Below are 23,622 nucleotides of genomic sequence, written 5' to 3' on the forward strand. Positions count from 1 at the left end.
ATTTAATTAAAATATATTATCAAAATTAATACATTTTTATACGTTTTTTTAAATTGACAAAATACTGAAAAAGTTGTAAAATAGTAATTGTGAGCAATCACATTTAATTTTAAGGAATAATAATTTGATAATTGTAACTTGAAAATTTAATATGAGGAGGTGTGTAAGACTAATGCCAAAGGAATTTATATTACTTCCTGTTTTTTTGATTGTTGGTACTATTATTGGCTATGTTTTTAGAAAATTTACTTCAGAAAAACTTATAAACGGTGCCGAAAATCACGCAAAAAAAATTGTTGAAGATGCTATAAAAGAAGCTGAAACTAAGAAAAAAGAAAAATTAGTTGAAGCAAAAGAAGAAGCTCATAGAATAAGACAAGAAAGCGATAAGGAAAACAGAGAGAGAAGAAACGAAATTCAAAAATTGGAACGTCGTTTGATTACTAAAGAAGAAAATTTAGACAAGAAAAACGAAAATTTAGATAAGAAAAATGAACGTTTAAATAAAGAATTAAAGGCTTTAGAAGTTAAAGAAACTGAAATTGAAAAATTAGTTGAAAAGCAAAAAGAAGAACTTGAAAGAGTTGCCAATATATCATCTGAAGAAGCTAAAGAAATTATACTTGAAGAAGTTAGACAAGAAAGTATAAAAGATGCTGCAAATATCATTAGAGAAATTGAACAAAATGCTAGGGATAATGCAGAAAAAAATGCAAGATATATTATTGGAACAGCTATTCAAAGATATGCAGCTGATCAAGTTGCAGAATCTACAGTTAGCGTTGTAACTTTACCTAATGACGAAATGAAGGGTAGAATTATAGGTAGAGAAGGTAGAAATATTAGAACATTTGAAAGCTTGACAGGAGTAGATTTGATTATTGACGATACACCTGAAGCGGTTGTTTTATCTTCATTCGACCCAGTTAGAAGAGAAATTGCAAGACTTGCTCTTGAAAAATTGATTAATGACGGAAGAATTCACCCAACAAGAATTGAAGAAATGATTGAAAAATCAAGACAGGAAGTTGAAAATAGTATTAGAATTGCAGGAGAAGATGCTTGCGATCAAACTAATATTCATGGACTACATCCTGAATTGATAAAACTTTTAGGAAGATTAAAGTACAGAACTTCTTATGGACAAAATGTTTTGAAACATTCAATAGAAGTTGCACATTTAGCAGGAATGTTAGCTGCTGATATTGGAGCTGATGTTAAAATTGCTAAAAGAGGTGGTCTATTACATGATATAGGTAAGGCGATAGATCACGAAATGGAAGGAAATCACGTTGAATTAGGTGTTCAAATGGCTAAAAAATATAAGGAAAAACGTGAAGTTCTCCATTGTATTGAGGCACATCATAATGATGTTGAACCATCAACTGTTGAGGCACTTTTGGTACAAGCTGCGGATGCTATTTCAGCTGCAAAACCAGGTGCAAGACGTGAGTCTGTTGAAAATTATATTAAGCGTTTGGAAAATCTTGAAGCAATTGCAAATTCATTTGATGGAATTGAAAAATCTTTTGCAATTCAAGCAGGACGTGAAATAAGAGTATTGGTTAAACCAGAAGTTATTGACGAAGATAAGATGTTATTAACTTCAAAAGAAATTATTAAGAAAATACAAGAAGAACTTGAGTATCCTGGAACAATTAAAGTAAATTTAATTAGGGAAACAAGAGTTGTCGACTACGCTAAATAGTTTTTAAATTTGAAAACAAGAATGTTTATAGAAATATAGACATTCTTTTTTTATGCAAATTGAAAGTTTTTACATTTATGTATCTTAGATACATTCACTTTTGTTTTCAACAAAAGTGTGAGATCTCTCCACTCCACTTCGTTTTGGTCGAGATGACGTATAAGGGAGAGTGCTCATTTTAGAGCTAGACGTGAATGGTAAATAAACTTCAGAAGATAATAAAAAATTATTTAAAATAAAATATTTCACGTCATAGTTCTTTGCAGAGAAGATATCCCGACACGTCATTTCGACCGAAACGAAGCAAAGCGGAGTGAAGTGGAGAAATCTCATAACTTTGTTTACTTGTAAATAGAAGTAGGTCTGACGGGAGTTAATTGTATATATAGTAAAATAATTTACGTCATTTTCTATGCAAAGAAAGTCTCCTAACACGTCATCTTGAGCGTAGTGAAATGAAGTCGAAAGATCTCATATATTTGCTTGTTTACAAGCAAATATATGATGTATCAAAGATACATTTAGTTATAAAATTATTGATATTGTTTTGCAATTATGATATATTTATATTAATCAATCATTTTGTTTACAAATAATAGGAGTAAATTATGAAAAGAGAAAAGTTATCAGTTTTAGGGATTGGTCCGTTATATGTGGGTATTATACTGATTGTAACAAGTATTTTAATATTTTTACAAAATAAGGGTTATTTTAAAAATGGAGAAATTTCTTTTTTAAAAATACCTTTTATAATTATAGGTATTTTATGTATAGTTATAGGTATTGGACTGTGGGTTTCTGCAGTTATTAATTCAAGAATTTCTAAGAATATAAAGGAACTAAAATTGGTAACTACGGGAGTTTTTTCGGTTGTAAGAAATCCGATTTATTCAGCTTTTATGTTTCTTTGTTGGGGAATTTGTTTTGTTTTCAATAATTTATATTTTTTAATTACAATTCCAATTTATTGGGCTCTTTTGTCAATTTTAGTAAAAAATACGGAAGAAATATGGCTTAAAGATATTTTTGGAGAGGAATATCTGGCATATTGTAAGAAGACAAATAGATGTATCCCTTGGTTTTCTAGAAAATCTTGATTAACTTATTATTTAAATTTAGGGGGTAGTATGAGTAATTATTTTGATGAAGTTGCTAAAGTTTGGAATACTGAAGAGAGAAAAAATAGAACTTTTACCATATACGAAAAAATGTTCAAGTATTTAGGAAAAAATCTGAAAGAGAAAAAGGCTCTTGAAATCGGATCGGGAGATGGACTTCTTGCAACTTTATTATCTAAAGATTTAAAACATATTGATTGTATGGATACTTCTTTAAAGATGAGAGATGAGTCTTTAAAGAGAATAAATGAAATGGAAATAGAAAATATCAGTATAAATGATGATAGTTTTTTAGAAAATTCGAATGAAAAATATGATATAATTTACAGTTTAACTGCTTTTCATCATATTGTAGATGTAGATGCAGAGCTTAAGTTGTTAAGAAAACATTTGAAAGAAAATGGGAAAATAATTATAATGGATTTAGATACAGTTTCTCCTGACTTTCATAAGGATTTTCAAAACTTTGATGGACATGATGGATTTTCAAGAGAAGAAATGGAAAATTATTTTAAAAGAGCCTCATTTATTCCGAAAAAATATGAGATTTTATGGAATGGAAGAAGTAAGGAGATTGATTTTAGAATTTTCTTAATGGAAGGGATTTGTGAAAAACAAAATTAATAAGAACCTCCTTTCCATGATGCTTCGTATCAGTTGGGTTACTGTGAACCTTGTTGTTTCACAATAAAAAAGCCGAGTTGAAATTACAACTCGGCTTCTATGTTTAAGAAAAATTTCTATATTAGTTTTTTTCTTTAATATCATTCAAGATATTCTTAATATCTGTTAAGATTTCTTCTTGAGTCGGACCAGCAGGTGCTTCCTCAACTACTTCTTCTTTCTTTCTGCTTAATTTATTCATAGCTTTTACCATCATAAATATACAGAAAGCAATAATTAGAAAATCAATAACATTTTGAATAAATGCACCATATTTAAAAGCAACTTCAGCGATTTCTTTTGATGGATCTGCTGCTTTTAATACAATTTTTAGGTCTGAAAAATTAATTCCGCCTGTTAACATTGAAATTAAAGGCATTAGAACGTCATTAACTAATGATGTAACGATTTTTCCAAAAGCTCCACCAATAATCACACCGACTGCTAAGTCCATTACATTACCTTTTAAGGCAAACTCTTTAAATTCTTTTAACATAAACATCCTCCTAATAAATAAAATATGATAAAATGTGTTATAATAAAATATAAATACATTATTATTATAATTATCAAGTCTAGTATTACCCAATTATATAAAACTTAATCACTTAGGAGATAAATATGTTACAAAAAATTATAGTTAGTAACCGCGCTAGTGTAAAATTTTTTGAACTTTTAGAAAATGAAAATATTAAATATATAAAAAGTTTGAATAATGAAAAATTTAATAAAAATTATAATGACCATCCAGACCTTAGTATTGTAAAGATTGATGAAGATATTTATATAGAAAATTCTGTTTATGATTATTATAGTGAGTATTTGAGTGGATTTAATTTAAAAAAAGTGGAAGTTTCTAATTTTAAAAATGGAGAGAGGGTTTTAAATATTGCAAAAAATAAGAAATATTTTTTTCATAATGAAAAATTTACCACAAAAGAAATTTTTGAAAAACTTAAACTAAATAGAGAATATTTAAAGATAAATCAGGGATATGCAAATTGTAGTATGATTTGTTTTGAAAATCATATAATAACAAGTGATGAGGGAGTATATAAAACATTAAAAGCTGAGAATATCGATGTGGAACTTGTTACAAATGAAGGAATTATTTTAAAAGGATATAAAAACGGATTTATTGGAGGAACTTGTGGTTTTGTTTCCGATGATATTTTATTATTTTATGGTGATGTGACAAAATATCCAGATTATGATATAATTAAACGCGTAGCTGATGAAGAAAATGTGAAAATACTCTATCCTAAAGATGAAACTTTTGTCGATTTAGGTGGAATTATTTCACTCTGGAGGTAATTATGGGATTTATTAAACCGAGCAATGTTGTTGGTGCTATGGAACTTTTACCAAATGAGCAAATTTTGTTCGACAATGTTAAGAATATAATTGAAGATACTTTTAAAAAACGTGGATTTTTACCAATAGATACACCAGTTTTTGAAAAGAATGAAATTCTTTTGGCTAAAGGTGGAGGAGAAACTACAAAACAAATTTTTAAAATTGATTCTGAAAGCAAGGACATTTCTTTAAGATTTGATCTTACTGTGCCTTTAGCAAGATATGTTGCTCAATATTTTAGCGACTTGAATTTTCCTTTTAGAAGATATCATATAGGTAAAGTTTATCGTGGAGAGAGAAATCAAAAGGGAAGATATAAAGAATTTTATCAATGTGATATTGATGTTATTGGAAATGGGAAACTGGATATTAAAAATGATGCAGAGCTTCCTTATATAATCTATGAAATTTTTTCAAGAATCATTAATGAAAAATTTGCAATAAATTTTAGTAATTTAAAAATTATTAATGGACTTTTTGAAAATCTGGGTATAGATAATAAAGCTGATATGCTTCGAATAATCGACAAGATTGAAAAAATTGGTTTTGATAAAGTTGTAGAAGAACTTAAAAATACAGGACTTGATGATAATAGTTTAGAAAAAATTATAGAATTTATAAAAATTTCAGGAAGTAATGAGGAAATTATCGAAAAACTAAATTCACTTGGAATTTCTAATGAACTTTTTGAAAAGGGTGTTGAAGAACTTAAAGAAGTTTATGAATGTATGAAACTTTTTGGAATTCCTGAGGATTTTATAAGGATTAATCTTACAATTACAAGAGGGCTTGATTATTATACTGGAACTGTTTATGAAACATTTTTAGAAAATTATAGACAACTTGGAAGTGTTTGTTCTGGTGGAAGATATGACGATTTGGCAAGCAATTATACAAGTCAGATTTTACCGGGAGTTGGTATTTCTATCGGACTTACAAGATTGTTTTATCAACTACTTGATAAAAACTTATTTAAAGAAATTAAAACTAACAGTATAGATGCTTTGATTATTCCAATGGAAAATTGTTATGATTATGCTATAAAACTATTGAATAAATTTGAAAATAGTGGTAAAATAATACAAATATATTTTGAGGACGCAAAGATGAAGAAAAAAATATCTTATGCGGACAAATTAAATATTCCTTATATAATCATAGTTGGAGAAGATGAAAAGGTTAATAATACTTATACTGTTAAAGATTTAAAGACAGGAGAACAAAATACTGTTGATTTCGAAGGATTATTAAATTTAATATAGACGTTGAAGTAACGAGTAGGACTTAAGCGCTTTAAGAGAGAATGAAACGTGGCTGGAATTTCATTTAAGAATGCTATTTACCGAAAACTATTACTGAGTCTTTTATTTAATTAAGAAGTAATTAGGGTGGAACCACGAGTCATCGTCCCTACAGTTTTGTAGGGATGAGGCTCTTTTTTTATAGGAGGATAATATGGAAATGATTAAAGTTACATTCCCTGACGGGTCTGTTCATGAATTTGAAAAAGGTGTAAAGATTTTAGATGTTGCAATTAGCATTTCTGAAGGCTTTGCAAGAAATGTTATTGGTGCAGTTGTTAATGATGATATTATAAAAGGTTTAAGTGAAACTTTAAAAGAAGATTGTACAGTTAAATTTGTAAAATTTGAAGACAAAGAGGGAAAAGAAATTTTTTGGCATACATCAAGTCACGTAATGGCTCTTGCTATTCAAAGACTATTTCCTGATACAAAATTTGGAATAGGTCCTGCAATAGAAAATGGATTTTACTATGACTTGGATTCTGAACATAAATTCACACCGGAAGATTTAGAAAAAATTGAAGCAGAAATGAAGAAAATCGTTAAGGAAGGTTATTCTGTTGATAGAAAAGAAGTTGATAGAGACTTTGCCTTGAAATATTTTGCTGAAAAAGGACAAGATTATAAAATTGACTTAATTGAAGGCTTCGATAAAGATGCAGAACTTTCTTTCTATGAATTAGGAGAATTTACTGACCTTTGTAGAGGGCCACATCTTGTTGATGTTAAAAAGATAAAAGCAGTTAAACTTTTAAGTATAGCTGGTGCATACTGGAGAGGTAGCGAAAAAAATAAAATGCTACAAAGAATTTACGGTATCACTTTTGAAAAGAAAAAAGATTTGGATGAATATCTTGAATTTTTAGAAGATGCAAAACAAAGAGACCATAGAAAAATCGGCAAAGAATTGGGAATTTTTATGATTAGCCAAAATGTAGGTGCTGGTCTTCCATTCTGGTTACCTAAAGGTGCAACAATTAGACGTGTAGTTGAAAGATATATAGTTGATAAAGAAATTGAATGTGGATATGAACATGTTTATACTCCAATTCTTGCTAATGTTGACCTATATAAAACTTCAGGTCACTGGGATCACTATCAAGACAGCATGTTTCCACCAATGGACTTAGGAAATGGAGAATTATTAGTTTTAAGACCTATGAACTGTCCACATCATATGGAAATTTACAATAATGATGTTCATAGTTACAAGGAATTCCCTATAAGAATTGCTGAACTTGGAATGATGCATCGTTATGAAATGAGTGGTACACTTTCAGGATTACAAAGAGTTAGGGAAATGACTTTAAATGATGCTCATATCTTTGTTCGTCCTGATCAAATTAAGGAAGAATTTACAAGAGTTGTAAATTTAATGAAATCAGTTTATGAAGATTTCGATATAAAGAATTTCAGATTCAGATTGAGTTATAGGGATCCTGAAAATAAAGAAAAATACTTTGATGATGATGAAATGTGGAATAATGCTGAAGCAATGCTTAAGAGTGCAATGGATGACTTAGGATATGAATACTTTGAAGCAAAAGGAGAAGCTGCTTTTTACGGTCCTAAACTTGATGTTCAAGTTAAGACTGCAATTGGTTTAGAAGAAACTCTTTCTACAATTCAACTTGACTTCTTATTGCCGGAAAGATTTGACTTAACTTATGTTGGAGAAGATGGAAAGAATACTCATAGACCTGTTGTAATTCACAGAGGAATTGTTTCTACAATGGAAAGATTCATAGCTTATTTGATTGAAGAATATAAAGGAGCGTTTCCAACTTGGTTAGCCCCTGAACAAGTTAAGATTTTACCTATTTCTGATAAATTTAATGACTATGCAAATGAATTACAAAAAGAATTTGCTAAAAAAGATATAAGAGCAGTCGTAGATGACAGAGCAGAAAAAATCGGATTAAAAATCAGAGACGCACAACTTGCTAAAATCCCATATAGTTTAATCGTTGGAGAAAATGAAGTAAACGAAAGAACAGTTTCCGTTAGAAAACGTGGAGAAGGAGATAAGGGATCAATGAAATTCGAAGCATTCCTTGATAAAATTTTGGAAGAAGTAAATTCTAAAGTTGTAAAATAGTAAAAAATTGTAAACAAAAAAGCTATTGAAGTAAAACTTCAATAGCTTTTTTTGTGAAACAACAAGATTTTTACTAACCCATCCAATAAGATACATCTTGGTAGGTCTTATTCTTATTGAGATAACCCTATGTAAACAATTAGAACAAGTGGGTTAACTGTGTTAACATCATTATTAATGCTATGAAATTATTTATAAAATGACCAAATATACAAGGCAACAAAGATTTTGTCTTTTCGTATATTAAGCACCCTATAAAACTTGGAACTATATACAATGGAACTAAATACAATCCGTCATGAATCATCGCAAATATAAAAGCGGAGATTAATGCTGGTATGTATATTCTTAAAATTTTTCCTTGATCATGAAAAATTTCGTGAAAAAATGTAAATATACCATATTTAAATACAATTTCTTCTCCAATTGGGGCTGAAAATAATAGATTTATTATTAATAATATCTTATTATATTGTAAAGCTCTGAAAATACCTTGGCTATTTTCACTTTTAAAACTTAGTCCAAATAGTCTATAGACTTGTGAGATGATAATATTCCACAAAATCATAAATATGCCTAGTCCAACTCCGAGTAGCAGTAATTTTACTAAAGTAGCTTCAGATTTTTTTGCTGAAATACTATCAGTTCTTTTTCTACTTAATAAAATACCTATTATAAATGTTATAAGTGTTGTAATAGAAATTACTACACTTATAAAGACATCCTTAAATATTTCTTCATCTTCCAATATAAATTTATTGTTTTGAAAGAATTTTATTGCGATTGGTGAATTCATCATACTTCTAGGATAATCTCCATCTACTAAAAAGAAAAAAATTATCGCAGCAATAATAAACGGAGTTATAAAATAGTTTATAACTAAAATTAAAGATTTTAAATTAAACCTTTTTGTTGTGCTATTCGAACTTGATAAATTTACATTTTCTATAGAATTATCCATCGCTTCCACCTATTATTCGTTATCCACACCTTTTTCTTTTGAGTATTCAACTAGATTATCATAATTTTCCTTTGAAATTATAATCTTACCAGTTTTTCTTGAAATACAATTTCTATCTATTAATTCATTCAAATATCTATACATTGTTCTTTCATTAATTCTCAAATAGTCCGAAATTACTTTTTTTGTTAGAGTAATTCTCACAGGAAATTCTACATCGACACATTTTGATAAGAAAAATTCAATTAAGTTTTTCTTTCTTCCGTAATTCTTAGTTAAATCGAATGTAGCAATGGAATGTTTTGCAAAATCTAATAAGAAATGGTTGTAAATTTTTAGAAGTTCAATACTCTCAGCTTCTTGTTCAAATCTTTCAACAGGAATTCTGATAAGTCTTGTATCTTTAAAAAATGCAACACTCTTATAGAAATCGTGTTTATTATCCATAAATTCAAGTAAACCAAATATAGAAGTGTTTGTTATATGATTAAAAACAATTAATTCACCAACTGGAGTGAAATGAACAACATTCGCACTTCCTCTAACTAACAAATATAAATAATCCAATTTGTCGTTTTCTTTTATTATTACAGTCTTTTTCTTAACTTTAAGAACAGTAAATTCTGAATATAATCTTCTGTCAGTTTTTAAATCAAAAGTCTTATCTATTAAAACTTTTCTTAACAATGTAACTAATTTACTCTCCATTAATGTCCCTCCTTAATATTATTGTACAATAATATTATAATATAAAAATGACAAAAAATAAATATAAAAATGCAAAGATTGTGAAAAAAATTTTAGTAAAAAATATTATATTTTGAATGTTTTCAGCAATATCATATCAATAAAAACGATTGAGAATTGATTGATAATTATGATAGTATAATAGTTAAGAGAGATGATTTTTAATTAAATAATTTTTGTTAAAACACTCTCGAAATATAATTAAAAATCAATACTATTATTTTATGTTTTTAGACTGATAATAGTGAATTTTTTTAGAATGAGTCTATTATGAGTAAAAAAACTGCTACTTTAAGTATTTATAGATTTTATTGCAGAGTTGATACTTGTAGTTGTATTGTGGTTAACAAAAATTGATATTACTACTTATGTTAAAATCGTTTCCCCATTTGGTCAAGTTTTGGTTGCAATGTTAAAAATGATTGTAATACCTGTAATATTCTTGTCCTTAATTGACGGGGCGGCTTCAGTTCCAACTAAAGAGTTTGGGAAAGTAAAAACTTTACTTGATATAATTGATGTTGCTATTTATAATCTTACAAAATATGAATCTTTCAGCAGATCAAATATCTATCATGGTTGAACTTGCTCTAGGAATTAATCCTATACTTGATATGTTTGAAACAATGAATAACGTTACAGGAGATATAGTTTGTACATACAGTGTTGCAAAACTTTCAGGCTTGGTCGATGAATAAAATGAATAATAAAATTTATAATTAATCTACGAGGTCACTGAAAAATCATTGGCTTTTTTATGTATTTAAAATTACTATAAATAGAATTGTTATTAACTGTTTCGAAAGGGTATATATTTTGCAAATACATATTGTTTTCAATAATATAGGAGGTGCGATTTGAAAGAAAAAGTTGGAAAAGTATATTCAATAGCCGAAGATAATAAAGCACTAGAAGGATGTACAATATCAAAAGAGGTACATGCAGGAGAAAATTACATAGCATATTTTTCTATGGCAGAAGATACAGATATAAGTGCAGAATTATTCCCTTATTACAAGCTGTTGATTGTAGCAGAGGGAGAGCTTGAAGTATATGGATTTTCTGAAAATATTAAAATAGTAAAAGTAGGAGAATGTATTGTAACACCGATTGAGGTTCCAGTTGGTATGAGAACTAAATCAGGAGCAATATTCACTGAAATTGCAATAAAAAAGGAGGACTTTATGAATAAGTTAGTAAAAGCTGGAGAAGTTTTTAAATTAGGAGAATTACTACAATACCAAGAAGGGAAAATTGTAAATATGGACGTAGTCCACAATGATAAAATGAAATTTGTATTAATGGCATTTGATGCAGGAACAGGTCTTTCAGAACATTCAGCACCGGGAGAAGCAATAGTATTTGCATTAGACGGTGAAGGAATAATCGGATACGAAGGAACAGATAATGTTATAAAAGCAGGAGAATGCTTCCATTTTGCAAAAGCTGGCAGACATTATGTAAAAGCCGAAAAAAATTTCAAAATGGCTTTACTTTTGACTTTGGAATAAACAGAGAAAATGTTAAAATAAATTAAAACGACCGTATGGTCGTTTTTTGTTTAAAATACAGTGGTTTTTTATATTTAAAAAAGTCGTAATCTAGAGCCGATAAAAGTTTTTTGTTTTTTTCAAAAAATCTCAAAATATTTTCTTAAAAAAGACAAATTACAGTATCATTTTGAGGATTATTCATATATAATATGGGTAAATAGTAAATGACTTTTTGACATAAAATTGGAGGTATTTATGATTTCTAAAATAAAAACATTGGAAGAAGCTAGAGAATTATCAATGAATATAATTAAGGCTAAGGATTTAACTTATGAGCAAAAGACTTCACAACTTGCAAAGCTTGCAGAGAATTTGAATGATTTTCCTGAAAGTTCAGTTAATGAGAGAATTTTTGAAATTTCTGAAAATGGAGGTTTCTGCGATTTGTGGGAAGGTCATGCACCTTATGCACCGAGATACATTTGCCCTAATTACCAAAAACTTTTGGATGAGGGCTGTAAGTTTTTACGTCTTGAGAAGGCTGAAACTTTACTTGATGCTATTAATAGTTTATTGATTTTTTATCATCATGTTCCTTCTATAACTAGATATCCAGTTTATATTGGGAAAATTGATAAGCTTTTAGATCCATTTATTACAGATAGAGAAGAGGCTAAAAAATTAATTAAATGGTTCTTAGTTTCTTTAGATAGAACAATTAATGACAGTTTTTGCCATGCAAATATTGGTCCTGAAAAGACTGTTGCAGGTGAAATTATTTTAGAATTACTTCCAACTTTAAATAATGTTACTCCAAATATGACAATTCTTTATGATGAAGATATTACACCTGACGATTTTGGAGAAAAGGCAGTTTATGCATCTCTTTTAACTGCAAATCCTGCTTTTGCTAATGATAAATACTATAGAAAAGATTTTAATGGAGATTATGCAATAGCAAGTTGCTATAATGGTCTTCCAATTTCAGGTGGAGCATTTACTCTTAGCAGATTAAGACTTGGTTCTCTTGCTAGAAGTTCAAGTTCAAAAGAAGATTTCTTTGACAGAGTTTTACCTGAAGCAATAGATTTAATGTGTAATTTCATGGAAGGGAAAATCAGATTTTTAGTTGAAGAAACTCCTTTCTTTGAGGAAAATTTCTTAGTTAAAGAAGGTTTTGTTGAATTAGATAGATTTGTTGGACTTTTTGGAGTTGTAGGACTTCATGAATGTGTTCAAAAACTTTTAGAGTTTGAAAGTAAAGATTTAGTTTATGGAAAAGACGATTACGCCAATGATTTAGGGATAGAAGTAATGGATTTTGTAGAAAATAGAGTAAATTCATTCGAAAGTAAGTATTCTACTTTCTGGAATCATAGATTTATGCTTCATTCACAAGTTGGAGCACAAGATGATATGGAAGATAGTGCGGGTGTTAGAATTAGAATAGGTAAGGAAATTCCTATGTATGACCATATTAAACATTCAGCTTTATTCCATAAGTATTTTCCATCAGGAATTGGTGATCACTTTCCATTTGATGAAACAGCTGAAAAAAATCCTGCTGCTGTTTTAGATATTTTTAAGGCTGCATTTAGATTAAATATGAGATATATTTCCTGCTATGGAGAAAATGGAGATTTGATTCGTGTTACTGGATATTTGGTTAAGAAATCCGATATGCAAAAATTCATTGACGGAGAAAGAGTTAGCTATGATACAGTTCAATATGCAAGAGAAGCCTTTGAAAAGTATCATTTATTAGAACGTAAGGTTAGAGATGTCAAATAAAGGAATTATAAATAAAATAATAGATATGTCGGTAGTAGACGGACCTGGAAACAGGACGTCTATTTTCCTACAGGGTTGTAATTTCAACTGCTTTTATTGTCATAATCCTGAAACTATTAAACATTGTATAAATTGTATGGAATGTATTCCTTCTTGTCCAACAAAGAGTTTGACGAATGTAAATGGAAAAATAGTTTGGAATGATAAGACCTGTATAAATTGTGATGAATGTATAAGGGTTTGTAAACATCTTTCAAGTCCGAAGATATACAATTGGACAGTTGAAGAAACAGTCGAAAGAATAAAAAAGAATATGCCTTTTATTAGAGGAATTACAGTTAGTGGAGGAGAATGTACTCTGCAACATACTTTTTTAACTTCTCTTTTTAAAGAGGTTAGAAAACTTGGTCTTACTTGCTTTGTTGATACAAATGGTGGAATACCTTTAAAGAGACTTCCTGATTTTGTTGAAGTTTCAGATGCTTTTATGCTTGATATAAAGGCTTTTGATAATGAGGAACATCTTTTTATAACTAAAAGTAAGGTTGATGTGGTTTTAGAAAATGCTGATTATCTTGCAAGTATTAATAAACTATTTGAGATAAGGACTGTAACAATTGCCGGAATGGACAATAGAACTACAGTTGATAAAATTACAAAGATGCTTTCCAAATACATAAAAATGGGACATAAAATTAGATATAAAATTATAAAATACAGAAAATATGGAGTTAGAGAAGAATACAGTATGTTTTCTGCTCCAACAGATGAAGAAATGGAAGAATTAAAAGAAATAGCTCTTCAAAATGGATTTGAAGATGTTATTATAGTATAATCAGTAATATAAAAAAGAACTATGTGTTAAGCATAGTTCTTTTTGTATAGAAAATATTAATGTATAGGTGATTTAGAATAAGATATATCTATTATACTTTAAAGTCATTATATGATAAAATAATGTTGTATATTTATTTATAAACGGAGGATATTTATGAAAAATAAAAGCATATTGGCTTTAGCATTGCTCTGTGGATTTTCTTTTTCACAAGTAAGTTATGCTGATAGTGAAACCGTGATTTACAACAAAGATGGAATTGCCGTAAATTTAATCGCTGATGGCGAAGGAATTTTTAAGATTTCTGTTGAAAACAAAACTTCAAAAGACATTGTTGGAGTTAGAGTAAAGACAGAAGATATAAAAGGCCTTAAAATTATTAGTGGAAAAGAACTTGAAATTGGAGATATAAAAGCTGGAGAAAAGAAAGTTTTAGAAAATGAAAAGTTACAATTTGAAGTTGTAGAAGCTATCAAGGATGGAGTTAATAAAGGTAAACTTGCTAAAACTGGAATCTCTGGAGTTTATAAAATCAATGTAACAATAGCAGTTGCAGGAATTATTGGAGTTGTTTGCGTATTAGTTTCTAAAAAGAGAAATGCAAAAAAACTTTTATCATTTGCAGTTGGTACAGGCATTTTGATGTCTTCAGTTTTTGCTTATAATTCTAATGCAGATGGAATTTATAAAAATTCTGCTGATTTATCCGGAAAAATTGAGATAAAAGGAAAAACTTATGATTATGTTGGCGTTTTAATGTGGAATGATGCGTCTTCAAAAGTAGATGAAAATAAACCAAATGAAAACAAACCTGACGAAAACAAGCCAGATGATAATAAACCTGATGAAGAAGAAGATAAAGTTGTTGAATTTGAAGATAAAAATTTAAAACAATTCATTCTTGATAAGTTACATGCTTATAAAGGTGAAGATAGTTTTGAAGCTGAAATGAATGAATACAACTTTAAACTAAACGATAAGTCATATAGAAAAGATAAAAATTCAAATGAAATCTATAAGAATGATTTGGAAAAAATTGAATCTATTGGAATTAGAGGAATGAATGCTGCTGAAGATGACCTTATAGAAGTTAGTAGTATCAAAGGTCTTGAATATTGTAAAAATTTAAAGACTCTTACAATTTCATCCGGAGAAATTCCTGATGATAATGAAGAAATTAGATATTCTGAGGGAGCTATTAAGGATTTAACACCTCTTGCAGGACTTAAAAATCTTAAATTATTAAGACTTTCTCATAATGAAATATCTGATGTTTCTCCTTTAAAGGATTTAACTCAATTGAAACATTTATTTATTTCACATAATAATATTTCTGATATTAGTTCGTTGAAAGATTTAACTAATTTAGAAGATTTTGACTTTGCAGTTAATAAAGTTCCTAATATGAGTATTGTTAAGAACTTTACAAAATTAAAGCTATTAGATGTATATTCAAATAAGATTTCAGATGTTAGTCATGTTAAAAATCTTGAAAAATTAACTTATTTAAGAGCTGACAACAATAATATTGAAGATATTAGTGCTTTAAAAGATTTAAAATTATTAGAAAATTTAGATTTAGGAAATAACAAGATTAAAGATATTTCTGTTATAAATGGATTAACTAATTTAACTAAATTGAGTTTGAAAGGCAATGATTTAGATAGTATTAATTTAGATAAACTTGCAAAACTAGAAGATTTGAATCTTGAAAATAACAAAATTTCGGATATTTCTTTCTTAGAAAAAGTAAATAAATTGACAAGCTTGAATTTGAATAAAAATAATGTAGAAAATATTGAAGCCGTAAGTAATTTAAAAGATTTAGTTTATTTATATTTAAAAAATAATAAAATTTCGAATATTGATGCTTTAAAATCTTTAAATAAACTTTCAAATTTAACTTTATCTAATAATAATGTTTCTGACATTTCTGCACTTAAAGATTTGAATGAACTTTCAAGTGTTAAAATTGATGGAAATAAAATAAAAGATTTTTCACCTATAAACGATAAGAGCAGTATATTTGAGAAAGTTATTCACAATCAAAATATTGATTTAGAAAAAGTTGAAGTTAGCGAAAAAACTTTTGAAGTTGAAAATCCTTTTGTTGGACTTGAGAAGATTGCTAAAGGTGGAAATATTAAGATTAGCAGTGAAACTGAAGGAGTTACAGTAACTTTAGAAAATGATAAATTAAAGTTCAGCTTAACTGATGAAGCTATGGAAAGCATTAAGGAAAGTTTGAATTTAAAAGTTAAGTTTGAATTTGAAAACGAAATGGATTATGCAAATAATCCTACTATATTAAATTTGAATGTAAAATTAGTAAAACCAGCTAAAAAATATGTTGAAATTGAAGATGCAAAACTTTTAAAGGTAATAAATAAAAATTTAGATAAAAATAGAGTTGATAATCAAAAAGTTACGATTGAAGAAATGGAAAGTTTAACAGAATTATCAATCTTTTTAAAGGAAGATGGAAGAGCTGATTTTAGTGAAAATGCAAAATATTCAATACTTGGAAAACCAACAAGTTTAAAAGGAACCAAGGATTTTAAATTTGCTGTTACAAGAGGTATGAAGAGCATTAAAGGCTTGGAATATGCAAAAAATTTAAAGAAGTTAAAATTAAATGAAAATGAAATCTCAGATATTTCTCCACTTAAAAATTTAACTAAATTGGAATATTTGGAAATTCAAAGAAATAGAATTGTTGATATAAATCCGTTAAAAAATTTAACTAATTTAACATTTTTGAAATTATATAACAATTTAATTGAAGATATAACACCACTTTCAAATCTAACTAATTTAACAGGATTGGATTTACATTATAATGTAACTGTTGAAGGAAATGAGAGTCATAAAATAATATCTAAGGGAATTACTGATATTTCTGCTTTAAAAAATTTGAAAAACTTAACATTCTTAGATTTATCAGCTAATAGAATAGAAGATGTTTCAATTCTTAAGGATTTTGATAAAATAGAACACTTAGATTTTTCAGGAAATAGAGTTAAAAACTATGAAGGACTTGGAAATTATATTGCTGAAAGATTGGAAAAAGCTTTAAATGAAGGTATTGGAAGTATTCAATTTTCAGGACAAGGGATTAACTTTGGATCAACTGTTGAAGTTAAGGGAAAAGAAGTTTCTTTTGTAACTCCTTTTAAAGGAATTAAGGAAGTTGGAAATTCATTAGCTAAAGCATTTGGGGAAGATGAAGTGATAAATCTTTTTGACGAAATAAGTTCAGGAGTAGAAGGAATTGAAGCTAGTTATGATTTAGCTACAAACAAGATAAATCTAACTTTTTCAGATGAAGTTATTGCTAGATATAAAGGAAAAGAATTAGATCTAAATTTAAAAATGTCATATGATGAATATACGTGGACATTAAAAAATATAAAATTAAAATTTGCAGAATAAAATAAAAATGGAAAAGGAGATTTAAAAATCTCCTTTTCGTATTTTATCTATTATTAAAACTACTTTTATGATATAATAATTATAGATTTATACCTTGTTATAAAGCTATAATTATTTCATCATAATTACATTAATTTAATTATCAAAAAGAAATTATGATTTAATTAAATGTAATTTATAATTTGAAATTAGGAGGGAAAATTTGTTAGAGATTATTTTAAATTCTTTAGAAGAATGTGATAACTTTTCTAAAAGATTTTCGAAAACTTTAAAAAAAGGCGACGTGATTTCTTTAATTGGAGATCTTGGAGCTGGAAAAACAACTTTTACTAAATTTTTAGGGAAAAATTTGGGAATTGATGAAGATATCACATCTCCAACTTTTAATTTAGTTAATTTATATTCTGGGAAGTTTGAGTTTAATCATATGGACTTATATAGAATCGACTCTCCGGAAGAACTTTATCAAATAGATTATGAAAACTACTTTTATCCTGATGGTATAACAATAATAGAATGGGCTGAAAACGCCGATTATTTATTACCTAAAAATTTAATTGAACTTGAGATTTTAAAAATTTCCGAAAATTCAAGAAAGATTGTAATTAAAGGAAAAAATAAAAGAGAAATGGAAATTATAGAGGAATTAGAATGAAAATTTTAGCGATAGATACTTCAACAACTCATAGTTCATGTGCTGTTATGGAGGATAATAACATTGTTGGGGACTTTAGTATTAATCAAAGTATGAGCCATAATGAGATTTTGCTTGTTATGGTTGATGAAATGCTTAAAAAATTAAATATTGATATAGAAGAGATAGATTTGTTTGTTGCAGTTACTGGTCCGGGGTCTTTTACAGGAATAAGAATAGGGGTTACGGTAGTAAAGGCTTTAGCAATGGCTTTGAATAAGCCGATAGTTGCTGTAAATACTTTAGAAGCTCTTTCTTTTGGAGTGTATTCAGATAAAAAGAAAATTCCTTTAATTGATGCTAGAGGAGAAAGAGTTTATTACGGAGTTTATGAAGGGATAAATAATACAAATATAGTTGCTCCTGCACTTTTAACTATTGATGAGCTTTTGGAAGAGATTTCAGATAAAGGAGAATTTATTTTTGTAGGAGATTGCGTTAATTTATATAAAGATCGAATTTTAAAAAATAAGAATTTTGAAATTACTCCTGCTTGCTTAAACAGTTGTATTTCAAGAAATGCCTGTGTTATTGGTAAACATAAATTTGAAAGTGGAGAGATTTCAGATTGTTTTAATTTAAGTCCTGAATATGTAAGACTTTCACAAGCTCAAAGAGATATGGAAAACAAAGGTAAGTAAATGATTTTATATAGATATGCTGAAAATAAAGATGTGTTTGATATTCTATCTTTAGATAATGAAAATTTTTCCAACAATTTTGATGAAGCATTTTATTTAGAATATATACAAAATCAAAGAGTCATTGTAGCAGAAAAAGAAAAAAATGTAATTGGATATATTCTATTTAATCAAATTTTAGATGAAGCTGAAATATATAAAATAGTTGTTTCTAAAGATTTTAGAAAAAAACAGATAGCTTTTAAAATTATGGAATTTTTTCAAGATGAATTAAAGAAAAATGATGTTAAAAAGATATTTTTAGAAGTTAGAAAAAATAATATTCTGGCTATTAATTTATATAAAAAATGTGGATTTATAGAGATTAGGGAGATTGTTGACTACTATAGCAATCCGAAAGAAAATGGAATTATGATGTTAAAAGAGGTAGTTTGATGGATGATATAAAAATTATGGCGATAGAGAGCAGTTGTGATGAAACAAGTGTTGCTGTCGTCAAAAATGGAAGAGAAGTTATTTCTAATGTAATTTCTTCTCAAATAGATATGCATAAAAAGTTTGGGGGAGTAGTACCTGAGGTTGCAAGTAGAATGCATTTAGAAGTAATCAATAATATAGTAAGAGAGACTTTGGAAGAAGCGAAAATTACTTTAGATGATATAGATGCAATAGCTGTAACTAAAGGTCCTGGTCTTGTTGGAGCTTTGCTTGTTGGAATATCAGAAGCAAAGGCATTATCTTATGCTTGTAAAAAACCACTGGTTGGAGTAAACCATATGAAAGGACATATCTGTGCGGCTTTAATAACTCATAAAGAGCTAGAGCCTCCATTTATTTGCCTTTTAGTTTCCGGAGGACATACTTATTTAGTACATGTAAAAGACTATAATAATATGGAAGTAATTGGAAAGACAATTGATGATGCCTGTGGAGAAGCTTATGATAAAGTTGCTAGATGTTTAGGAATGAATTATCCAGGTGGACCTGAAGTCGAAAGACTAGCAAAACTTGGAAATGATGAAGCGATAGATTTTCCAAGAGTAATGCTTGATAAAAACAGCTATAACTTTAGTTTTAGTGGACTTAAAACCGCTGTACTCAATTATTTAAACAATAAAAAACAAAAGAATGAAGAAATATCTAAAGAAGATGTATGTGCAAGTTTTCAAAGAGCAGTTTTTGATGTGTTGATTTATAAGACTGAAAAACTAATGAAAGAGAAAAACTTAGATACCCTTATCGTATCAGGGGGTGTATCTGCAAATAATACTCTAAGGGAAGAAATAAATAAAATGTGCGAAAACAATGGTTTTAAATCATATTTCCCTGATAAAATACTTTGTACAGATAATGCGGCTATGATTGCATCATCAGGTTATTATGAGTATATATCAGGTGTAAGAAGTGATTTAACATTAAATGTTGAGCCGAATTTAGAATTGTAAAATTATAAAAAAATTTTTTAAAAAAGTGTTGACAATGAAAAAAATAAAGTGTATAATATTCGAGTAACTGTTTGAGAGATACCGTTCAAAGAATGATTTAATCACATTAAAAATTTCAAAAAGGTATTGACAAATCACAAGTTATGATATATAATTATTAGGCAGTCAATTTTAGAGTAAGATTGATTGATGAGGCCCCATGGTCAAGCGGTTAAGACATCGCCCTTTCACGGCGGTAACCCGGGTTCGAATCCCGGTGGGGTCACCATTTTATTTTAGTAGGTTTATTGGTAATATTTGGGCGCATAGCTCAGTTGGGAGAGCATCTGCCTTACAAGCAGGGGGTCATAGGTTCGAGCCCTATTGTGCCCACCAAATATGGCCTGGTAGTTCAGTTGGTTAGAATGCTAGCCTGTCACGCTAGAGGTCGTGGGTTCGAGTCCCATCCAGGTCGCCAATAAATATGCTGGTGTAGCTCAATTGGTAGAGCAACTGACTTGTAATCAGTAGGTTAGGGGTTCAAGTCCTCCCACCAGCTCCAATCTACTTTTAGTAGATTATATGGAGGAGTTCCCGAGTGGCCAAAGGGGACGGACTGTAAATCCGTTAGCTGCGCTTTCAGTGGTTCGAATCCACTCTCCTCCACCAATTGAATTTTTGTTAAGACCATAAAGTTTGAGTTTATATGCGGGTGTAGCTCAGTGGTAGAGCCCCAGCCTTCCAAGCTGGTTGCGAGGGTTCGATTCCCTTCACCCGCTCCATTTTGCACCTATAGCTCAGCTGGATAGAGCAACGGACTTCTAATCCGTGTGCCAGAGGTTCGAATCCTCTTAGGTGCGCCAACCTTTGGGGTATAGCCAAGTCGGTAAGGCACTAGACTTTGACTCTAGCATTCCGCAGGTTCGAGTCCTGCTACCCCAGCCAATTTTATGATTCATTAGCTCAGTCGGTAGAGCACCTGACTTTTAATCAGGGTGTCCGGGGTTCGAATCCCCGATGGATCACCATTCATGGAGAGGTATCGAAGTGGTCATAACGAGGCGGTCTTGAAAACCGTTTGGGTTCACGCCCACGTGGGTTCGAATCCCACCCTCTCCGCCACAATGGAGAAATACTCAAGTGGCTGAAGAGGCTCCCCTGCTAAGGGAGTAGATCCTTTACGGGATGCGAGGGTTCAAATCCCTCTTTCTCCGCCAATAATTTGGGCCTTTAGCTCAGTTGGTTAGAGCGCCCGGCTCATAACCGGTAGGTCCCGGGTTCAAGTCCCTGAAGGCCCACCAAATTATCTGAAGATATTTCTATTTTAGAAATATCTCTTATTTTATAGAGCTAAAAAGGATTGGTATCGTAGGGGTATAGTTCAACGGTAGAATGTCGGTCTCCAAAACCGCTGATGAGGGTTCGATTCCTTCTACCCCTGCCATTTACATAATATAAAGAAATCATAATATTAAATATGCCCAGATAGCTCAGTCGGTAGAGCAGAGGACTGAAAATCCTCGTGTCGGTGGTTCGATTCCGCCTCTGGGCACCAGATCTGTGATTCGAGAAATCTGTTACGGATTGCTATTATTTTCCTGCTAATGCAGGATTTTTTTTGCCCATTTTTAAGTAGTTTTATAATTTTAAGCCCAGATAGCGAAAAGTCGGTATAAGGAAGTGGCAAAAACAACGAAGTTGTTTTTAGGCAATGCCTTAGTTTAGTGCGAAGCACGATAAGATGAGTTATGAAAAGCTAAAAAAGTGAAGATACTAAAAAGTAAATAAAATGAAAGTGTTAATAAATAGTTATCAGCTGGAAGAGTCAGAGGACTGAAAATCCTCGTGTCGGTGGTTCGATTCCGCCTCTGGGCACCAGATCTGTAATTCGAGAATTCTGTTACGGATTGCTATTATTTTCCTGCTTAAGCAGGATTTTTTTTACTCATTTTTAGATTTTTTTAAAACAAATATAAAAGCTGTTGATTTATTCAACAGCTTTTATATTTCTCTATCTTGTAGTTTTAGATTTTTTCTAAATTCTGTAGGTAACATTTTTTGATATTTTAAGAAATTACGATTAAATGTTTTGACTGTGTTATATCCAACTTCAAATGCAATATCGGTTATTTGCATATCTGTTTTTAACAATAATTTTGTAGATTTGTTAATTCTTACAAAATTTAAGAAATTCTTAAAATTTTTCTCTACATAGTATATAAATAGTTTATTAAGTTCTATTAAAGATATTGAAAAATCTTTACAAATTCTTTCTAAGTCAATATCATCACTTGAATTTTTTACTACATAGTTTAATATTCTGTAAAATTTTCTTATATTTTCTATTTGGCAAATTTGTGAAACTCTTTGAAAAGTTTGCCTGTATTTATTAGGATTTTGTCCCGTTCTTGCTGTAAATACTTTTGAAAGATGGGAACGGTCTGAAAATCCCGTTATTTCTGCGATTTCTTCTATGTCCAAATCCGTATATAAGAGCATATCCATTGTCTTTCCAACTCTCATCTCATTTATTAAAGTATTAAAAGAAAGACCAGTTGTTTCTTTTACATATCTATTTATTGTCGATTCACTTAAGAAGAATAATTTTGAGATAGAAGAAATGGTTAGTTTTTCGCTTAGGTGAGCATGTATATATCTAAAAATATTGATTTTATCAAAGTTTTCATCAATCCTTTTTGTTTTTTGTGTATCCTCATTTTGCATTCTTCTATATGTAATAATCAAGTCTATTATTTTATTTAAAACATAAGCTGAAGAAATAGGATTTTCGTTCTTATTATATAATGTAGAATCTTCTCCTAATTCAGCTCTTAGTAAGTCAAAAACATTAGAAAAATATTTAAATTGTTCATTTGTACATTGGATTACAGGCTTATCATAGAACGAATTAATTAAACTTAGGTTTTCAGCATCTACATTGTAAAATGATTTTATTATTTTATTTGCACTATCAAAATTGTATTTTAGAATAAAATATTGTATAGTCTTTGAAACTTCAATAACTTCAGTATATTCCCAAGGCAGAATACATACTAAAGTTCTGTCTTTTATTTCATATATATTATTTTGTATTCTCATCTTTGCAGTGCCTTTTTTTATTAGTAAAAATCTAGCAGATTGATGAAAAAGACCTTTTGTTGGAGATGTTATTATTTCTCTGTCTATACTATACATACTTTCTTCATTTATATATGAATTAGCTTTGTTTTGTATTTCAATTCCTTTTTGTTTACTCATAAATACTCCTATTACAAATATGATAAGTTGTTTTTATATGTACACTATAAGTATAAATCATAATCGAATTTATGTAAAGATAAAAATATAAAAAATGTC

The 23,622-nt window shown here is 29.1% G+C and carries 20 protein-coding genes and 15 tRNA genes; 31 read left to right on the forward strand and 4 right to left on the reverse strand.

The window, feature by feature from the left end; all coding sequences use genetic code 11:
• Window positions 1–172 precede the first annotated feature (172 nt).
• From rny to VJI77_RS02925, 3 genes are all read left to right on the forward strand, one after another.
• Entirely contained in the window at window positions 173–1,708 is a 1,536-nt protein-coding gene (rny, locus tag VJI77_RS02915; RefSeq protein ID WP_323988206.1) for a ribonuclease Y, read from the forward strand.
• Between the two features lie 608 nt (window positions 1,709–2,316).
• Window positions 2,317–2,805, forward strand: a complete 489-nt coding sequence (locus VJI77_RS02920; RefSeq protein ID WP_323988207.1) for a methyltransferase family protein — start codon at window positions 2,317–2,319, stop codon at window positions 2,803–2,805.
• Between the two features lie 30 nt (window positions 2,806–2,835).
• Complete coding sequence (locus VJI77_RS02925) at window positions 2,836–3,450, forward strand: class I SAM-dependent DNA methyltransferase (protein WP_323988208.1); 615 nt, start codon at window positions 2,836–2,838, stop codon at window positions 3,448–3,450.
• Window positions 3,451–3,571: 121 nt separating this feature from the next.
• Here the strand turns inward: VJI77_RS02925 and mscL are convergent, their stop codons facing one another.
• The gene (gene mscL / locus VJI77_RS02930; RefSeq protein ID WP_083816251.1) at window positions 3,572–3,985 is read right to left on the reverse strand and encodes a large-conductance mechanosensitive channel protein MscL; all 414 of its coding nucleotides are present in this window, start codon (window positions 3,983–3,985) and stop codon (window positions 3,572–3,574) included.
• Window positions 3,986–4,110: 125 nt separating this feature from the next.
• On the opposite strand from mscL, the gene VJI77_RS02935 reads away from it, so the two are divergent.
• From VJI77_RS02935 to thrS, 3 genes are all read left to right on the forward strand, one after another.
• Window positions 4,111–4,803: a DUF6873 family GME fold protein gene (locus VJI77_RS02935; RefSeq protein ID WP_323988210.1), complete on the forward strand. Its 693-nt coding sequence runs from the start codon at window positions 4,111–4,113 to the stop codon at window positions 4,801–4,803.
• A 2-nt stretch (window positions 4,804–4,805) separates the two neighbouring features.
• Window positions 4,806–6,107 carry a histidine--tRNA ligase gene (hisS, locus tag VJI77_RS02940; protein WP_323988212.1) on the forward strand — a complete coding sequence of 434 codons (1,302 nt, stop codon included), beginning with the start codon at window positions 4,806–4,808 and terminating at the stop codon, window positions 6,105–6,107.
• A gap of 193 nt (window positions 6,108–6,300) precedes the next feature.
• Window positions 6,301–8,247, forward strand: coding sequence for a threonine--tRNA ligase (gene thrS, locus VJI77_RS02945; RefSeq protein WP_323988213.1), 1,947 nt, complete (start codon window positions 6,301–6,303; stop codon window positions 8,245–8,247).
• A gap of 139 nt (window positions 8,248–8,386) precedes the next feature.
• On the opposite strand, the gene VJI77_RS02950 is transcribed toward thrS, so the two are convergent.
• On the reverse strand, window positions 8,387–9,208 hold the full coding sequence (locus VJI77_RS02950) for a CPBP family intramembrane glutamic endopeptidase (protein ID WP_323988214.1): 822 nt from the start codon (window positions 9,206–9,208) through the stop codon (window positions 8,387–8,389).
• A 12-nt stretch (window positions 9,209–9,220) separates the two neighbouring features.
• Complete coding sequence (locus VJI77_RS02955) at window positions 9,221–9,916, reverse strand: Crp/Fnr family transcriptional regulator (protein ID WP_009354786.1); 696 nt, start codon at window positions 9,914–9,916, stop codon at window positions 9,221–9,223.
• 376 nt (window positions 9,917–10,292) lie between these two features.
• Here VJI77_RS02955 and VJI77_RS02960 point away from each other — a divergent pair, with 376 nt between their 5' ends.
• From VJI77_RS02960 to VJI77_RS03080, 25 genes are all read left to right on the forward strand, one after another.
• Window positions 10,293–10,538, forward strand: a complete 246-nt coding sequence (locus VJI77_RS02960) for a cation:dicarboxylate symporter family transporter (protein ID WP_323988215.1) — start codon at window positions 10,293–10,295, stop codon at window positions 10,536–10,538.
• Window positions 10,531–10,653 carry a cation:dicarboxylate symporter family transporter gene (locus tag VJI77_RS02965; protein ID WP_323988216.1) on the forward strand — a complete coding sequence of 41 codons (123 nt, stop codon included), beginning with the start codon at window positions 10,531–10,533 and terminating at the stop codon, window positions 10,651–10,653. The genes VJI77_RS02960 and VJI77_RS02965 overlap by 8 nt, the downstream gene beginning before the upstream one ends.
• A 159-nt stretch (window positions 10,654–10,812) precedes the next feature.
• On the forward strand, window positions 10,813–11,466 hold the full coding sequence (locus VJI77_RS02970; RefSeq protein ID WP_323988217.1) for a cupin domain-containing protein: 654 nt from the start codon (window positions 10,813–10,815) through the stop codon (window positions 11,464–11,466).
• A gap of 237 nt (window positions 11,467–11,703) precedes the next feature.
• Entirely contained in the window at window positions 11,704–13,239 is a 1,536-nt protein-coding gene (locus tag VJI77_RS02975; RefSeq protein WP_323988218.1) for a YjjI family glycine radical enzyme, read from the forward strand.
• Window positions 13,229–14,074, forward strand: a complete 846-nt coding sequence (locus VJI77_RS02980; RefSeq protein ID WP_323988219.1) for a YjjW family glycine radical enzyme activase — start codon at window positions 13,229–13,231, stop codon at window positions 14,072–14,074. Before VJI77_RS02975 ends, VJI77_RS02980 begins: the two co-directional genes overlap by 11 nt.
• Before the next feature lie 156 nt (window positions 14,075–14,230).
• Window positions 14,231–17,506: a leucine-rich repeat domain-containing protein gene (locus VJI77_RS02985; protein ID WP_323988220.1), complete on the forward strand. Its 3,276-nt coding sequence runs from the start codon at window positions 14,231–14,233 to the stop codon at window positions 17,504–17,506.
• 202 nt (window positions 17,507–17,708) lie between these two features.
• Complete coding sequence (gene tsaE, locus VJI77_RS02990) at window positions 17,709–18,161, forward strand: tRNA (adenosine(37)-N6)-threonylcarbamoyltransferase complex ATPase subunit type 1 TsaE (RefSeq protein WP_323988221.1); 453 nt, start codon at window positions 17,709–17,711, stop codon at window positions 18,159–18,161.
• The gene (gene tsaB, locus VJI77_RS02995; protein WP_323988222.1) at window positions 18,158–18,841 is read left to right on the forward strand and encodes a tRNA (adenosine(37)-N6)-threonylcarbamoyltransferase complex dimerization subunit type 1 TsaB; all 684 of its coding nucleotides are present in this window, start codon (window positions 18,158–18,160) and stop codon (window positions 18,839–18,841) included. Before tsaE ends, tsaB begins: the two co-directional genes overlap by 4 nt.
• Entirely contained in the window at window positions 18,842–19,276 is a 435-nt protein-coding gene (rimI, locus tag VJI77_RS03000; RefSeq protein ID WP_323988223.1) for a ribosomal protein S18-alanine N-acetyltransferase, read from the forward strand.
• A complete protein-coding gene (gene tsaD, locus VJI77_RS03005) occupies window positions 19,276–20,286 on the forward strand; it encodes a tRNA (adenosine(37)-N6)-threonylcarbamoyltransferase complex transferase subunit TsaD (protein ID WP_323988225.1) in 1,011 nt (336 codons plus the stop codon). The genes rimI and tsaD overlap by 1 nt, the downstream gene beginning before the upstream one ends.
• A 193-nt stretch (window positions 20,287–20,479) precedes the next feature.
• Window positions 20,480–20,554: transfer RNA gene (locus tag VJI77_RS03010), tRNA-Glu, on the forward strand.
• Window positions 20,555–20,585: 31 nt separating this feature from the next.
• Window positions 20,586–20,661, forward strand: a tRNA-Val gene (locus VJI77_RS03015).
• Between the two features lie 5 nt (window positions 20,662–20,666).
• Window positions 20,667–20,743: transfer RNA gene (locus VJI77_RS03020), tRNA-Asp, on the forward strand.
• Between the two features lie 8 nt (window positions 20,744–20,751).
• Window positions 20,752–20,827 (forward strand) — tRNA-Thr (locus VJI77_RS03025).
• A gap of 22 nt (window positions 20,828–20,849) precedes the next feature.
• Window positions 20,850–20,934 (forward strand) — tRNA-Tyr (locus tag VJI77_RS03030).
• A gap of 39 nt (window positions 20,935–20,973) precedes the next feature.
• A tRNA-Gly gene (locus tag VJI77_RS03035) sits at window positions 20,974–21,047 on the forward strand.
• A gap of 4 nt (window positions 21,048–21,051) precedes the next feature.
• Window positions 21,052–21,128: transfer RNA gene (locus VJI77_RS03040), tRNA-Arg, on the forward strand.
• Between the two features lie 5 nt (window positions 21,129–21,133).
• Window positions 21,134–21,210, forward strand: a tRNA-Gln gene (locus VJI77_RS03045).
• Between the two features lie 7 nt (window positions 21,211–21,217).
• Window positions 21,218–21,293 (forward strand) — tRNA-Lys (locus VJI77_RS03050).
• Window positions 21,294–21,298: 5 nt separating this feature from the next.
• A tRNA-Ser gene (locus tag VJI77_RS03055) sits at window positions 21,299–21,387 on the forward strand.
• Window positions 21,388–21,391: 4 nt separating this feature from the next.
• Window positions 21,392–21,482: transfer RNA gene (locus VJI77_RS03060), tRNA-Ser, on the forward strand.
• A 7-nt stretch (window positions 21,483–21,489) separates the two neighbouring features.
• A tRNA-Ile gene (locus VJI77_RS03065) sits at window positions 21,490–21,566 on the forward strand.
• A gap of 69 nt (window positions 21,567–21,635) precedes the next feature.
• Window positions 21,636–21,709: transfer RNA gene (locus tag VJI77_RS03070), tRNA-Trp, on the forward strand.
• 35 nt (window positions 21,710–21,744) lie between these two features.
• Window positions 21,745–21,820 (forward strand) — tRNA-Phe (locus VJI77_RS03075).
• A gap of 250 nt (window positions 21,821–22,070) precedes the next feature.
• Window positions 22,071–22,143: transfer RNA gene (locus tag VJI77_RS03080), tRNA-Phe, on the forward strand.
• Window positions 22,144–22,266: 123 nt separating this feature from the next.
• Here VJI77_RS03080 and VJI77_RS03085 read toward each other — a convergent pair.
• On the reverse strand, window positions 22,267–23,523 hold the full coding sequence (locus VJI77_RS03085; protein WP_293440711.1) for a helix-turn-helix domain-containing protein: 1,257 nt from the start codon (window positions 23,521–23,523) through the stop codon (window positions 22,267–22,269).
• Window positions 23,524–23,622: the final 99 nt, after the last annotated feature.

This window comes from Parvimonas sp. D2, assembly GCF_035282635.1.
In the GTDB taxonomy this organism is placed as follows: domain Bacteria; phylum Bacillota; class Clostridia; order Tissierellales; family Peptoniphilaceae; genus Parvimonas.

Excerpts from the sequence above, each read along its gene's own strand:
- VJI77_RS02925 (WP_323988208.1), top strand. The coding sequence starts at position 2,836 with ATGAGTAATTATTTTGATGAAGTTGCTAAAGTTTGGAATACTGAAGAG.
- VJI77_RS02985 (WP_323988220.1), top strand. The coding sequence starts at position 14,231 with ATGAAAAATAAAAGCATATTGGCTTTAGCATTGCTCTGTGGATTTTCT.
- VJI77_RS02975 (WP_323988218.1), top strand. The coding sequence starts at position 11,704 with ATGATTTCTAAAATAAAAACATTGGAAGAAGCTAGAGAATTATCAATG.
- VJI77_RS02950 (WP_323988214.1), bottom strand. The coding sequence starts at position 9,208 with ATGGATAATTCTATAGAAAATGTAAATTTATCAAGTTCGAATAGCACA.
- VJI77_RS02920 (WP_323988207.1), top strand. The coding sequence starts at position 2,317 with ATGAAAAGAGAAAAGTTATCAGTTTTAGGGATTGGTCCGTTATATGTG.
- rimI (WP_323988223.1), top strand. The coding sequence starts at position 18,842 with ATGATTTTATATAGATATGCTGAAAATAAAGATGTGTTTGATATTCTA.
- rny (WP_323988206.1), top strand. The coding sequence starts at position 173 with ATGCCAAAGGAATTTATATTACTTCCTGTTTTTTTGATTGTTGGTACT.
- VJI77_RS02980 (WP_323988219.1), top strand. The coding sequence starts at position 13,229 with ATGTCAAATAAAGGAATTATAAATAAAATAATAGATATGTCGGTAGTA.
- VJI77_RS02955 (WP_009354786.1), bottom strand. The coding sequence starts at position 9,916 with ATGGAGAGTAAATTAGTTACATTGTTAAGAAAAGTTTTAATAGATAAG.
- tsaB (WP_323988222.1), top strand. The coding sequence starts at position 18,158 with ATGAAAATTTTAGCGATAGATACTTCAACAACTCATAGTTCATGTGCT.
- thrS (WP_323988213.1), top strand. The coding sequence starts at position 6,301 with ATGGAAATGATTAAAGTTACATTCCCTGACGGGTCTGTTCATGAATTT.
- mscL (WP_083816251.1), bottom strand. The coding sequence starts at position 3,985 with ATGTTAAAAGAATTTAAAGAGTTTGCCTTAAAAGGTAATGTAATGGAC.
- VJI77_RS03085 (WP_293440711.1), bottom strand. The coding sequence starts at position 23,523 with ATGAGTAAACAAAAAGGAATTGAAATACAAAACAAAGCTAATTCATAT.
- tsaD (WP_323988225.1), top strand. The coding sequence starts at position 19,276 with ATGGATGATATAAAAATTATGGCGATAGAGAGCAGTTGTGATGAAACA.
- hisS (WP_323988212.1), top strand. The coding sequence starts at position 4,806 with ATGGGATTTATTAAACCGAGCAATGTTGTTGGTGCTATGGAACTTTTA.
- VJI77_RS02965 (WP_323988216.1), top strand. The coding sequence starts at position 10,531 with ATGGTTGAACTTGCTCTAGGAATTAATCCTATACTTGATATGTTTGAA.
- VJI77_RS02935 (WP_323988210.1), top strand. The coding sequence starts at position 4,111 with ATGTTACAAAAAATTATAGTTAGTAACCGCGCTAGTGTAAAATTTTTT.